This is a genomic window from Neorhizobium sp. SHOUNA12A, from assembly GCF_023006505.1.
Lineage (GTDB): Bacteria > Pseudomonadota > Alphaproteobacteria > Rhizobiales > Rhizobiaceae > Neorhizobium.
In genome coordinates, this window is sequence record NZ_JALBGV010000019.1 from 1 (window position 1) to 13,336 (window position 13,336).

General features: G+C 60.6%; 14 protein-coding genes and 1 tRNA gene. 12 read left to right on the forward strand and 3 right to left on the reverse strand.

The window, feature by feature from the left end:
• Together MOV63_RS11245 and MOV63_RS11250 are read right to left on the reverse strand one after the other, a co-directional pair.
• Nucleotides 1–433, reverse strand: a 433-nt coding sequence (locus MOV63_RS11245; protein WP_247033822.1) for a sugar O-acetyltransferase, incomplete at its 3' end; no start/stop codon positions are given.
• 30 nt (nucleotides 434–463) lie between these two features.
• Complete coding sequence (locus tag MOV63_RS11250; RefSeq protein ID WP_247033824.1) at nucleotides 464–949, reverse strand: GFA family protein; 486 nt, start codon at nucleotides 947–949, stop codon at nucleotides 464–466.
• Between the two features lie 137 nt (nucleotides 950–1,086).
• Here MOV63_RS11250 and MOV63_RS11255 point away from each other — a divergent pair, with 137 nt between their 5' ends.
• A complete protein-coding gene (locus tag MOV63_RS11255) occupies nucleotides 1,087–1,956 on the forward strand; it encodes an NAD(P)-dependent oxidoreductase (RefSeq protein ID WP_247033825.1) in 870 nt (289 codons plus the stop codon).
• Nucleotides 1,957–1,986: 30 nt separating this feature from the next.
• Here the strand turns inward: MOV63_RS11255 and MOV63_RS11260 are convergent, their stop codons facing one another.
• On the reverse strand, nucleotides 1,987–2,436 hold the full coding sequence (locus MOV63_RS11260) for a DoxX family protein (protein WP_247033827.1): 450 nt from the start codon (nucleotides 2,434–2,436) through the stop codon (nucleotides 1,987–1,989).
• Nucleotides 2,437–2,588: 152 nt separating this feature from the next.
• On the opposite strand from MOV63_RS11260, the gene MOV63_RS11265 reads away from it, so the two are divergent.
• The 11 genes from MOV63_RS11265 to MOV63_RS11315 all read left to right on the forward strand — a co-directional run bounded on the left by MOV63_RS11265 (nucleotide 2,589) and on the right by MOV63_RS11315 (nucleotide 13,310).
• Entirely contained in the window at nucleotides 2,589–2,891 is a 303-nt protein-coding gene (locus MOV63_RS11265; protein ID WP_041364050.1) for a SelT/SelW/SelH family protein, read from the forward strand.
• A 102-nt stretch (nucleotides 2,892–2,993) separates the two neighbouring features.
• Nucleotides 2,994–3,080: transfer RNA gene (locus MOV63_RS11270), tRNA-Leu, on the forward strand.
• A 545-nt stretch (nucleotides 3,081–3,625) separates the two neighbouring features.
• On the forward strand, nucleotides 3,626–4,375 hold the full coding sequence (locus tag MOV63_RS11275) for a sensor histidine kinase (protein WP_247033829.1): 750 nt from the start codon (nucleotides 3,626–3,628) through the stop codon (nucleotides 4,373–4,375).
• A 140-nt stretch (nucleotides 4,376–4,515) separates the two neighbouring features.
• Entirely contained in the window at nucleotides 4,516–5,046 is a 531-nt protein-coding gene (locus tag MOV63_RS11280) for an Rrf2 family transcriptional regulator (protein WP_309500825.1), read from the forward strand.
• 223 nt (nucleotides 5,047–5,269) lie between these two features.
• A complete protein-coding gene (locus MOV63_RS11285) occupies nucleotides 5,270–5,920 on the forward strand; it encodes a response regulator transcription factor (protein WP_247033831.1) in 651 nt (216 codons plus the stop codon).
• 326 nt (nucleotides 5,921–6,246) lie between these two features.
• Nucleotides 6,247–7,032 (forward strand): alpha/beta fold hydrolase, encoded by a 786-nt coding sequence (locus MOV63_RS11290; RefSeq protein ID WP_247033832.1) that lies wholly within the window; start codon nucleotides 6,247–6,249, stop codon nucleotides 7,030–7,032.
• A 52-nt stretch (nucleotides 7,033–7,084) separates the two neighbouring features.
• On the forward strand, nucleotides 7,085–7,843 hold the full coding sequence (locus MOV63_RS11295) for an SDR family oxidoreductase (RefSeq protein ID WP_247033833.1): 759 nt from the start codon (nucleotides 7,085–7,087) through the stop codon (nucleotides 7,841–7,843).
• A gap of 74 nt (nucleotides 7,844–7,917) precedes the next feature.
• Nucleotides 7,918–8,331, forward strand: coding sequence for a cupin domain-containing protein (locus MOV63_RS11300; protein ID WP_247033835.1), 414 nt, complete (start codon nucleotides 7,918–7,920; stop codon nucleotides 8,329–8,331).
• 135 nt (nucleotides 8,332–8,466) lie between these two features.
• Nucleotides 8,467–8,898, forward strand: a complete 432-nt coding sequence (locus tag MOV63_RS11305) for a CBS domain-containing protein (RefSeq protein WP_247033837.1) — start codon at nucleotides 8,467–8,469, stop codon at nucleotides 8,896–8,898.
• Nucleotides 8,899–8,922: 24 nt separating this feature from the next.
• Nucleotides 8,923–10,413, forward strand: a complete 1,491-nt coding sequence (locus MOV63_RS11310; RefSeq protein WP_247033839.1) for a mechanosensitive ion channel family protein — start codon at nucleotides 8,923–8,925, stop codon at nucleotides 10,411–10,413.
• Nucleotides 10,414–10,661: 248 nt separating this feature from the next.
• Nucleotides 10,662–13,310: a PAS domain-containing protein gene (locus MOV63_RS11315; protein WP_247033841.1), complete on the forward strand. Its 2,649-nt coding sequence runs from the start codon at nucleotides 10,662–10,664 to the stop codon at nucleotides 13,308–13,310.
• Nucleotides 13,311–13,336: the final 26 nt, after the last annotated feature.

A 13,336-nucleotide genomic window follows, 5' to 3' on the forward strand; every position in this document is an offset into this window, starting at 1 on the left:
GGATGATCGCGCCGCCGCCGATCCAGACGTCGGCGCCGATGTCGATCGGGCGGGCAATCTCGTGGCCCTCGGCGCGCAGGACGGGGTCGCGGTGGTGATCGGCGCAATAGATCTGCACGCCAGGCCCCAGCATCGAGCGGGCACCGATCCTGACCGGTGCGGTATCGAGGATCGTGCAGCCGGCATTCAGATAGACGCCTTGCCCAAGAAAGACGTTGAAGCCGTAGGCGCAGTGGAAGGGGGCTTCCAGAAAGGCGTCCGGGGCTGCCCCGAACAGCGTCCGCAGGGCAGGCGCCATCACGCCGCGTTCAGTGGGCGGCATGGTGTTGTGCGCATGGACGGCAATACGCGCCTTGTTCCTCAAACTGTCGAGTTCCGGATCCAGGCAGCAATACCATTCGCCGGCCGCCATCTTTTCGCGTTCGCTCGCCATGTCGTCTCCTCCCGCCCGCCTTCCCGTGTTTCAGCGTTCCGCCCCGGCCTTGATCCGGGCCGTCTCACGCCGCGCGACGCTTTCCGCCGGCCACATCGCCTTGGAGCTGTAATAGTTCTCGAATACATTGGCGCCTTCCGGCAGGCCCACCCAGGCGACTTTCGAACGCGTGAAGATATGCACGTCCGGTGAGAATTCGCCACGCCTTTCGAGCGTCTGGACCCGGATGAACAGCATCCATCTGCGCCGGCCGTAATCGCTCCAGACGGCTGTCTGGCACTCTGGACAGCGGTAGATGTCGTGGGGCAGGCCGCTGTCGGTCTTCATGGCGATCGCGACCGGCTCCGTACTCGTCACCTCCACCCGATCGGCTTCGATGAGGGCATTGATCGCAAAGGCGCCGCCCGTCTGCTGCTGACAGTCGGTGCAATGGCAGCAATGGATGAACATCGGCCGCCCATGCATGCGATAACGCACGTTGCCGCAGAAGCAGCCGCCCTTGAATATTTCGCTCATCTTCCGTCCGGGCTCCCTCAGATTACGCATGTCGAATATGAAATATTCCTCAACCCTCCCGCAATGCAAAATGAAGAAGACGAGACCGGCATGTTCTGCTTTAACTCCGGCAGCAACGACATGAGCAGGATCAACGCATGACGAAAGAGCGGGTTGGTATCGTCGGCCTCGGCCGGATGGGCAGTGCCATGGCCGAGCGCCTTGCAACGCAGGGCTTTTCGGTGACGGGCTGGACACGCAGCGGGCTTTCCGGAGAAAAGGCCTCGGCGCTTGGGATTGCTGCCTCGGCCGGCCTGGCGGCGCTTTTCGACGCTTCGGATATCGTCATCCTTGCCCTGCTCGACGATGCCGCCGTGCACGCCGTGCTCGATGAACTGGCCGCCGCCGCGCCGGCTGGCAAGCTGGTCGTCGATACCAGCACCGTCAGCCCCGAGACGCTGCGTGTCCATCAAGATGCGATGGGCAAGGCGGGTGCGGCACTTCTCGACGCACCGATTTCCGGCGGGCCGGAAATGCTCCTGGCAGGCACGGCCGGTCTTTATATCGGAGGGGCGGAAAAGGACTTTCAGCGTTTCCTGCCGGTGGCCGACGTGCTTTCGAACCGTATCCATCACGTCGGCGGGTTGGGCGACGGGGCATCGGCGAAACTCGTCAACAACATGATGCTGATGGGGCTGTGGCAGATCATGAAGGAAGCCGTCGAGCTCGGCGGCAAGGCTGGGCTCGGGCGCGGCAAGATGATCGAGATCCTGTCCGGCAGTCCGGCTGCAAGCCCGGCCATGCGGTCGCGGCTTCCGGTCATTCTCGGCGAGACCGAGGCGGTCGGGTTTCCGGTCTCCGGCGTGCTGAAGGATATGGGCGTGGTTCTTGATCTTGCCCGCGGTCTTGGCGTCGCGACACCGGCCATCGAGGCAGCGCGCGCCAGTTTCGAGAAAGCCGCGGCGCTCGGATATGGCGAAGCCGATCTCGCCACCGTGGTGCGGCTGGCACTCGAAGGCAAAGGCTGAGCCCGGGAGCGGCCCAGCCTTTCCTGAAGTTCAGAGCGTCCGGCCGAGGCGGGCGTCGACCGAGTGGCTATTGCCGCCGCGCAGGGCGAAGAACAGGAAGATCGCTGCCCAGAGGATAGACTTTTCCGCGCCGGCGAGACCCTGGTTCTGGGCAATGCCGTGGAAATAGACGGTGACCAGAAGCACGATCATCGCCGCGAAGGAGGCGGGACGGGTGAAGAGGCCGATGGTGACGAGAATGCCGCCGAAGAATTCGGTGGCGGAAAGCAGCGGTGACCAGAAGACGCCCGGATAGAAACCGAGGCTTTCGACCATGCCGACCGCGCCGAACGGGTTGGTGATCTTGCCGAAACCGTGGGTGACCAGCAGCGCGCCGGCTGCGACGCGCAGGATCGTCTCGACGATCTCATGGCCGGAGGTATAGACAGGGGCGAGTGCCGGAATGATCAGCCGGGAGCGGGTGGTGGATTGAAGAGCCATGGGACCTCTTTCTTTGAAAACGACGCGACCGTCGTCGCAGGAGCTCCAAATTGACGTTCGCGTCCTCTCTGTCGAGATGCGTGCGTTCAAAAACTTGACCGTTCCGGTTGACAATATCGTGAGACCGAATTGACTTGGGTAGAAGGCGAAACATCATGGAAAAACCGCGCATTACGATTCTTTATTGCACCCAGTGCAACTGGCTGCTGCGGGCCGGCTGGATGGCGCAGGAGCTTTTGCAGACCTTTGGCGATGCGCTCGGCGAGGTGGCGCTGATCCCCGGCACCGGCGGCAATTTCGAGATCCAGGTGAACGGGACGCTCATCTGGGAGCGCAAGCGCGACGGCGGGTTTCCTGGCCCCAAGGAATTGAAGCAGCGGGTGCGCGACATGATCGACCCGGACCGCGACCTCGGCCACGTGGACCGCAAGGCGACCGAAGACGGCGGGAGCTGAGGCCGCCCGTGACAGATCCGTGAAGGTTTTTTAGCGACGGGCGCGGAAACTTCAAAAAGCCAGTTGACAGGGGAAGGTCACACCCGTACATGGCTCTCCGTCGCCCAGATGGCGGAATTGGTAGACGCGCCAGCTTCAGGTGCTGGTACCCGAAAGGGTGTGGAGGTTCGAGTCCTCTTCTGGGCACCATTCCGATTTGATCCCTACCAAGATCAAGTACTTAACGCCTTTCCAAACTATTGCGCATTGGCTGCCTTGTAACAAAGGCCTGTAACAATGCGCTTCAGGCTCGTCCGCCCGATGGTTACGAAAGGCTCATCGAATCCGCATTTCGTAAAGCGGATATCCGTCAGATATCCGAGACGTCCTCGTCGGCCGAAAGCTGGTCATTCCGCTGGGCGAGGAGGTTGTGGAATTCGCCGTTACCCCCTTTGCCTATGCTCGGATTTGCAACGGAGGGGCAGTATTAGGAACGGCTCCTCGCCCTCATAGAAGGCGACAATCCGATGCTTTGCTCGCCATTTTTCTATGTGGTCGCGCCCAGGGTCTCGCACTGTGCTCATGCTTGATTTTGCCGTCGTCCTCCTGCGCGGGACAAAACCACCCGCGTGAAACCTATCCTTCGGTATGGGCATGTCCCATCCTTGGCTTGATCGATCCCAACCCTGCCATCCCTTAGGTTGTGCTGCATTGCTGACCGATTTTGGGCTTGTTCCGCGCCCATGGAGGATCTCATGTCGCATACCGAAATAGGCCTACAAGCCCAAAAAGGCTTTCCACCTTCTGTTGCCGGTGCCGCGGCTACGGGTCGCCTGCCGGATTCCATGCCTGGCACGGTTCATGATCTGGGCAATCTCATACAGGTTGCGGTATCCGCATTGAACATCCTCTCCCGCAACGCTCATCTGGCAGCGGATCCGAGTCTGCCGCCCATCGTTGCCAGTGCGAGAATGTCTCTCGGACGCGCCGGAACGCTTGTGGAGCAGACCCTCCGCCGGGCACGCGAGGGAGAGACCTCGGTGGAAGCCGTCAGCGTCGCTGGCTGCCTGACGGAGCTTCGGGAGTTGGTCGAAACCATCTGGCAGCCCGAAATCCGGCTCGACCTGCAGGTGGAGCCGAATCTGCCGCCCCTGACCTGCAGTCGGATCAACTTGCAGGGCGCCATCATGAACCTGCTGACGAATGCGCGCGATGCCATGCCGGATGGAGGGACTATCGCACTTGCCGCGCGAAGCGCGGGAAAAGGCGGATATGCGGCGGCCGTCGAGATAGAGATCGTGGACAACGGCCTCGGCATGAGCCCGGATACGCTGCAGCGTGCCTTCGAGCCCTTCTTCACAACAAGAGCGACGGGGCTTGGCGGCTTCGGCTTGCCGGTGGTCAAGCGGTTCGTCGAGGACGTGGGAGGACATATCGCCGTCGAAAGCAAACTCAATGCCGGCACGCAAGTCACCCTGTATCTGCCAATTGCCGAACGCCGATGACGGCTTAAGCGGAAGTGAAAGACGTTACCGTCTCCGGCGGCGGCTGATTTCCGTGCAGCGAATGTTGCGCTTCGCTGGGCAGTTCAAATTAGTGCTTGCCAGCCATAACTCAGACAATTATAGTCCGAGTTATGGCGCATATGACGGCAGGTGTGGAATACGGGCTGCATTGTCTCCTGTGGTTGGCGAGTTCGCCCGGAACGCCGCTCAGCAGCCGCGATCTGGCGGATTTTCAGGGAATTTCCCGGAGTTTTCTGGCGAAGGTATTTCCGAAGCTGGAAAAGGCGGGGATCGTGTCCGCCTCCGAGGGCATCAACGGGGGATATCTGCTCGCAAGGCAGCCCGGAGATATCACGGTTCTGGAGGTTATCGATGCGATCGAAGGTAAGAAACCCTTGTTCGACTGCCAGGAGATCCGCGGCCGCTGCGCCGTATATCGGGAGCGGCCGCCGTCATGGGCAACGAAAGGCGTATGCGCAATCCACGCGGTGATGCTGCGCGCGGAGAAGGCGATGCGGGATTCGCTTGCGAGCCAGACGCTGGCCGATATTGCCGGCGACCTCGGTGGAAAGGCGCCGCCGGAATTCTCCGACGACGTCCGCAAATGGCTTGCGGATAGAACAAAGGGCCGGACCCGAAGCGGTGCAACAGAAGACAGAGCGTTGTCCTGACGGGCTGGGGACGCGTGACATGGATTGCGGCTGGCAATTGCAGCCAGGCGGAGTTGAGATGCTGCCGCTCCGGTAGATAGGGGACCCAGATTGATGAAGGATATATTTATCTTGGCCGGCAACGGCGCCCTTCACTTGTCGGGGTGCGTTCGGTCGCAGGGCGGTAAGGCGAGCGCGCTGCGCATGGTAGCACCTATAATCTGCCTTCTCGGGAGATGATCAGATGGCAACCTCAGCTGTCGTTGCAGATAATCCGCTGGTCCTTGTCGTCGACGACGACGAGGACGTTCGTAACTCTCTTCAGGAACTCATGGAATCTGTCGGGCTTGATGTCGCCTGTTTCCCGTCGCCCCGGGAACTGTTGAGCGCCGGTCTCCCCGATCGGCCCGGCTGCCTGGTGCTGGATGTCCGAATGCCCGGCGCGAGTGGTCTTGACTTACAGCATCAACTCTCGGCGCGCGGAATCACGAAACCCATAGTCTTTCTCACGGGATACGGCGACATTCCGATGACGGTGCAAGCCATGAAGGCCGGCGCCGTCGATTTCCTGACGAAACCGGTGCGCGACCAGACGTTGTTGGACGCCGTGATTGCAGGCATTCAGCGGGACGTGGAGCAGAGGGCGCAGGCGGAGAACATCCATCAGCATTCCAGCCGGTTCGCGACGCTGACGCCGCGCGAACGTCAGGTACTTCGTGAAGTTGCGCGCGGCCGCCTCAACAAACAGATCGCTTTCGAACTCGGGATCAGCGAGATCACCGTTAAACTCCACCGCAGCAATGTAATGCGCAAGATGCGGGCTATTTCCATCGGCGAACTCATTCGCGCCTGGGATTCATTGCCCTCCAGTCTTCGCGAGACGCCGCAGGCTTGAGTCTGCGCAATACTATCCTCACAACCAAAAGCTGCCCCCCGAAGCGACTAGTCTTGGCGCATAAGCGCCGGACGCCTCTTCCTTCGCCACAGGGCCCTGAAGGCTGGGGAATGTCTTCGAGCTTTAGCCGCCGATCATCGGCGAAGCATGAGCCCCTCGCTTGCTGCGGGAGCGATTGCCCTGAGTTCAGGCAGGATAATCTAATCACCCGATCTATCCTACCTGTACTCTGGGACTAGATGGTCGATGCCTCTGTTCGATAGGCTGGCGGCCCGCCGTGACGCATTCTCCTGACCGGTCGAAGAGGCTCTAACAGGAGACATAAGATGCGCGATATCATCAAAACTCTGACGCTCGCCGCAACGGTGGGCACGGCAGTTGCGGCATTCGCACAGGCCGCGGAACCGCGAGCCAAGCCGACGATCGTGCTGGTGCACGGCGCATTCGCCGACTCGTCGAGCTGGAACGGCGTGATCGGTGCGCTCGCCAAGGACGGCTATACGGCGATCGCCGCTGCCAATCCGCTCCGCAGCGTTGCCAGCGATGCCGCGACTGTCGCAAGCGTCCTCCGCTCGATTTCGGGACCGGTCGTGCTGGTCGGTCATTCCTACGGTGGGCCGGTCATCACCGAAGCGGCCAACGGAAATTCGAATGTGAAGGCCTTGGTCTACGTCGCCGCCTTTGCTCCGGAGACCGGTGAATCCAGCGCGAGCCTTTCGGGAAAATTTCCCGGCAGCACGCTGGGGGACGCGTTGACGACGACTGCGCTGCCGGGCGGCGGCCAAGATCTTTACATCCGGCCGGACCGGTTCCACGATCAGTTTGCCGCCGACGTGCCCGAAGACGCGGCGCGGCTGATGGCGGCCACCCAGCGCCCAATCGCGCAGGCCGCATTGGCCGAACCGTCGGGCGCCGCCTCCTGGAAGACGCTGCCTTCCTACGCGATTTACGGTTCCGCCGATCGCAACATCCCGCCAGCCGTGATGAGCTTCATGGCGAAGCGAGCGCATGCGGTGAAGACCATCGTCATCGAGGGCGGTTCGCATGCCCTGACGGTCTCGCATCCCAAGGAAATAGCCTCTCTGATCGAGGAAGCAGCCTCGGCGGAATAACGCCGCAGCAGACCCGCAACTCAATATCAAACTTGAAACCAGGAGATAGGACATGAAGATCGTCGTTATTGGAGGCACGGGCCTCATTGGTTCGAAAACCGTCGAACGGCTTCGCAAGAAGGGACATGAGGTGCTTGCTGCATCTCCAAATTCGGGCGTGAACACAGTGACTGGAGAAGGTCTTGCTGGAGCTCTGACCGGTGCCGAGGTGGTTATCGACCTGGCGAACTCGCCGTCCTTCGACGAGAAAGCCGCCATGGAATTTTTCGATGCAGCTGGTCGCAACCTCTTTGCAGCGGAAAAGGCCGCAGGCGTTCGTCATCATGTCGCGCTGTCGGTCGTCGGCACGGACCGTATGCAGGCGATGGGATATTTCCGCGCCAAGCTGCGTCAGGAAGAGCATATCCGCAGCTCAGGAGTGCCCTACACAATCGTCCATGCCACCCAGTTCTTCGAGTTCGTGGGTGCCATCGCCCAGTCGGCAACCGAAGGAACGAATGTTCGCGTTCCGACGGGCGCTTTTCAGCCGATCGCAGCAGACAACGTTGCCGACGCCATGGCTGATGCCGCTCTAGCCGAACCGGCGAACGGTATGATCGAGATCGCCGGCCCGGAGCGCGCACCGATGAATGAATTCATCGGGCGTTACCTCAAGGCCACCCACGATCCGCGTACCATCCTCGCCGATCCGCATGCCCGTTATTTCGAGGTCGAGATCGACGACCGGACACTGGTTCCGGATGCCGGCGCCCGCCTTGGCGCGATTCGCTTCGAGGACTGGCTCCAGTCCCCTGCCGCCCAGAAAAAGTAAGCGACTCCCTCGCAAATTCCTCCCGGCTTCACCGGTCTTTCGGGTTGGCAAGCCTTATTTACCAGGAGACGAAGATGATCAGGATATTTCTTTGCGCGGCGGCTCTCGTATTTGCCTCCGCGGCTGCGGTTTCGGCGGATGATGACCACAGCGATGAAAAGGTAACGGTGGTCTACGACCAGCCACTGCCCAACGTGCCCGGGAAGAGCATGAAGGGCGTGCTCGTCGAATATGCGCCCGGCGGCACCTCGTCCGCTCACACGCATCCCAAATCCGCCTTCATTTATGCGACGGTTCTGGAAGGAGCGATAACCAGCAAGGTCAATGGCGGGCTGGTGACCGTCTACCATGCCGGCGAGAACTTTTCCGAGTTTCCCGGCGACCATCACGCCGTGAGCGAAAATGCAAGCAAGACGGAGCGTGCTCGCCTCCTTGCCGTGTTCGTGGTCGACACGAATGAAACCAATCTGACGACCTACGAAAAGTAAGCTCGAACGGGAAAGGCGGTTCTCGCCTGACATCAATGACGGAATGGCGCCCTCTGGCCGGCGCCATTCCGGTTCCGATTGCAATCAATACCGACATGCCCGGCCGTGCCCGCGATCGCCGTCAGGAGGAAAACCATGCGCATCGAAAAACTCTATCCCATGACATCGGCCCGCCTGATGGTGATCGATGTCGCCGCTACACTGCAGGCCGCCGCCCTAACATTTTCCAATCCGGGCATTGGACTTGTCGTCGTCAGCGAGCGACACGGAAAGGCAGCCGGGGTACTCAGCAAATCCGATCTTATTCGCCATCTGGCTGACCGCGAGGCGAATGCAAGCGTCGAGGCGCTGATGAGCCGCAACATCATTTCCTGCAGCCCGGCAGATGAACTACAGGCGACATGGCAGGTCATGGTGGAAAACCGCATCCAGAACATGCCGGTCCTCGGCGCGGATGCAAAGCCTCTCGGCGTTCTCGATATCCGCGACGCCCTAAAGGTTCTCTTCGAGCAGGAGCAGTTGCAGGAACATATGCTGGCGAACTACGTCGCCGGCATCGGCTACTGACCTCCGAACACCGGGACGATCATCATGCTTCAGGCATATCTGGGTGAAATCGCCGCCGAGCCCCTCGCATGGCTGATCATTCTAGGTTTGACCGGGATGGCCGTTTGGAAGCTCATCGGCCCATTGCGCTCCAATCTGCGGCTCGTGGTGCAGATCGTCTTTTTCACGGCCATGACCTCCGTCCTCGTTTTCGAAGATATTCCGCTCGGTCAATCCCAAGGCCTGCGGATCGGCGACGAGCGTGCCGTATTCATCGTCTTCGGCCAATTGTTGTGGTGGCTCCATCTCTCCTGGGCCGTCATCGGGTTCGTGCGTATCTATCTGGTTTTGGAAGGTAGGCCTCGCGAGGCCCGCCTGTTGCAGGATATTGTCGTCGGCGTCGTCTATATGTGCGTCACGCTCGCCGCCCTGGCTTTCGTTTTCGGCGCTCCTGTCGGAACGCTGATCGCGACGTCCGGCGTCATCGCCATTGCACTTGGTCTAGCCCTTCAGAATACACTCGGCGACGTCTTCTCCGGTGTCGCCCTCAATCTCGGGCATACTTATGCGCTAGGCGACTGGATTCTCCTTGAGGACGGCACGGAAGGACGAGTTACCGCAAGCACCTGGCGTTCGACGCAAATTCTGACCGGCGCCAACAATATCGTCGTGCTGCCTAACAGTGTCCTTGCCAAGCTGAAGCTGACCAATGTCAGCCGGCCCGACGAAACGCATCTCCTAAAGATGACGGTACGGCTGGTCCCGACGCACGCACCCTCGATTGTCGAGGAGGCCATGTTGACGGTTCTGGCCGGCTGCAATTCGATCATGCGCGAGCCACCGCCACTGGTCTCGTTCAGCGGCCTCGACGCCACCGCGCTGGAAATCCGTCTGTTTTTCCGCGTGAGCAATCCACTGCTGAGAATAACGGCTCAGAACGAGGTGATCGATCGATTCTACCGTCATTGCCGATCGTCCGGGCTGCACCTTGCGATGCCGCCCTCGGCGATCGCCATCGCGGACGGAACTTACTTGAAAGAAACACCTCGACCGCCTGAAGCGATGCTGCAGGAGGTTATCGATGAGAACCCGATCCTCTCCGGGCTGACGCAATCCGAAAGAGAAAAATTGGCTCAGTCTGGCATCGAGCGCGAATATCGCAAGGGTGACGTCATCGTCGCCCAGGGGCAGGCGCTACCTTGGATGATGATCATCCGCACCGGCGTCGTATCGATGCAGCACGACGAACAGGAAAAAAGACGCCTTTCCTCGGGCGACTTCTTTGGGGGAACCGGCCTTCTGGCGGGAACGGAGGAAGCCTACACGCTGCAAGCCCTGACGCGAGTCACTGCTTACGAGATCGACCAGAAGAGTTTTGCGCAGCTGATCGCCGAACGACCGGCAATAGCCGAGGAGATCGCGGCAATGCTGTCCTCGGGCCCTGGCGGCATCCGCGATCTACGACTTGCAGAAGAGAAACACGAGCGGACTGCCACCGCTTTTCTGAAGTCGATCCGGACGATCTTCAGCAGCTGAATATGGAGGGCAAAGCGGGCCGCGCGATCCCGGCATTGCCTCTTTGCGCCGCGCTTGGCTTGGATCGGATATCTGCTGGCACTTGCTACGATCGAAAGCTGAATTGCCTCGCGAATCTTCGCCCTATCCTTCGGAACAGGTGTTTTTGTCGCAAGCTCCCGTATACCGTCTTTTGTGGAGAGGCCGTGGCGTAGTTTCGATTTAAGCGCACCATGGCGATCTCAAATGAAATGGGATCGGGTTGAGGCATGTCGAAGTCCGCCGGAGCTTCGGGGATGGGTAGTGGTGGGGGATCGGTAAGGTCACCCGATATTGATGCCGTACAGGCGGCAAAGGTCGTCGAGCGGATCACCGGCAATGGCTGGGCAACCGATGCCGGCGGCAATTTTATCTATGTGACGCCGGCTGCACTTGCCTTTTTCGGTCTCGCTTTGGAAGACCTCAACTCGCCACTGGACGACAATACTTTGGGCTGGAGCCGGGTCGTCCATCCGGAGGACTACGAAGGCGCGGCCGCCATGTGGCAGCGTTGCCTGCAGACTGGCGAACATTACAACGTGGAGCATCGCATGCTGCGTGCGGACGGTATGTGGGGCTGGACGCGCAGCACCGGGCATCCGGTACGCAACGACGACGGTACCATTACCGGGTGGTATGGTACGGTGATCGATACCGATACCCCGTCGCCGCGGCGCGACCGTATTGTCGGCGTCGCCCGCGCGCTCAACAACACCACACCCGAAGCGTTCTTGTCGATGGACGCCGTTCACCCGCACGACCGGCCCACCGTGGAGCAGGCAACTGCGCGGGCGTTCTTTCACGGCGTTCCTCAGGTCAGCAGCTACCGGCAGCTTCAAGCCGATGGGAACTACCGCTGGGTCGAGTTTCGGGTGGAACCCGAATACGGCATCAGCGTCGATGTGGACCCGGCGGTGGCAAGGCAGGATAAGCGGTGGACGACCGCGAGCTCTTTCGGTGAGACCGGTGAAGCGGTGCGGGCTGCGCTTGCCATCGAGAACCTCTATGGCGGCGCATGGGCGATGGACGCGTCCGGGCAGTTCACCTACGCAACGCCGACTGCGCAGACCTCTATAGCGATGACGCTCGAGGACCTGAACGAGCTGCTGGAGGGCAAACCATTCCTGGAAGGCGGCGAGCAGGGTTGGCAGCGAGGTACGCATCCGGAGGATCGCAAACGGGTCGGCGAGTCGTTGCGCCAGGCCTTGAGGACGGGTGAACACTGGAATGTCGAATATCGGGTACTGCGCGCCAATGGAGCCTATGTCTGGCATCGCGCCGCGGCCCGGCCGACACGCGACAGTCAGGAACGCATCACAGGATGGTACGGTGCGACACTGGATATCGACGTCTACAAAAGAACGGAAGCGGCCCTACGCGAGCGTGAAAGGCAACTGCAACAACTTATTGACACCGTGCCCGCGCTGATCTGGAGCACAACGGCCGACGGAACGCCGACTTATGTCAACAAACCTTTTACCGAAGTGACGGGCGCCACTCTCAAGGATATCACAGCACCGGATGGGTCGCCTTCACTGAGCGTCGTACACCCGGATAGTCGGGAAGTGGTGCGCCAGGCCGTCCGGCATTCATTCGCCACGGGCGCTCCGTATATCCAGAGATATCGTCAGCGCCGTGCCGATGGCAGTTATCGCTGGACGGAGACCCGGGCGGAACCCTTACGGGACGAGACCGGCATCATCCTCCAATGGTACGGCGTGAGTTCCGACATCCACGATCTGGTGATGGCCGAGGAGGCGGTGCGCGTGAGCGAACGGCATCTTCAACAGCTCGTCGAAACGCTGCCCGCATTGATTTATTGCGCCATGCCGGATGGCAAACCGATATATCGCAGTCAAAAACTTCGCGAATACCTCGGATTCAATCTCGAAGACAAGGATGAGGCAGGAAAGCCTCGGCTGGATGGCACACTCGAAGCCGTAATCCACCCCGATGACCTGCCGACCATCAAAGAACGATATGGCCAGTCGCTATCGACCGGCGAACCCTATGCACAGAGGCATCGCCTGAGGCGGTTCGACGGCGTGTATCGCTGGGTGGAAACGCGCGCAGCGGCGATGCGCAACGGTGAGGGCACGATCGTGCAGTGGAATGGCATTTGCTTCGATATCGAGGATCAAGTGCGTGCGCAGGAGGAACTGCGCCTGGCCCAGGAGAACCTTGCGCGCGCAAGCCAGGCTGCCAGTCTTGCCGAGCTTTCGGCATCCATTGCCCACGAGGTCAATCAACCTCTGTCGGCGGTGATGAACTATTCGAGTGCCTGCCAGCGCTGGCTCAATGCTGAACCGCCGAATATCGAAAGGGCGCAGAAAACGCTGGATCGTATCGTCCATAGCGCGAACTCTGCTGCCGACGTCGTCGGCCGCATCCGTGCCCTGTTCAAGCAAACCCCTGCCAAGAGGGATTGCGTGGCGCTTGGCGGCGTCGTGTTCGAGGCCCGCGATCTGCTTGCCGAAGAGGCATCGCGGCGCCGCATCCGCATCGATGTCGAGGGCGAAAGCGGCATTAGGCTCGTCCCGTTCGATCGGGTCCAGATCCAGCAGGTCCTGGTCAATCTCATGCGCAATGGCATGGACGCCATGGCTTCCGTTCCGAAAGACAGGATCCTTCAGGTTCGGGCCCATCGAATGGGCGACATGGCTCGCATCGAGGTTAGCGACCGGGGACGCGGCATCCAGTTCCCCGACAAGATATTCGAGCCTTTCTTCACGACAAAAGATCAGGGAATGGGCATGGGGCTCGCGATCTCGCGCTCGATCGTCGAGGCACATGGGGGGCAGCTTTGGGCGGAAGGGAACGAACCGAGAGGCACCAAGTTCATATTCACGCTACCGGCGGATGGAGGTGCAGGTTCATGATCGCGGGTTGTCGGATATGTCGGAAA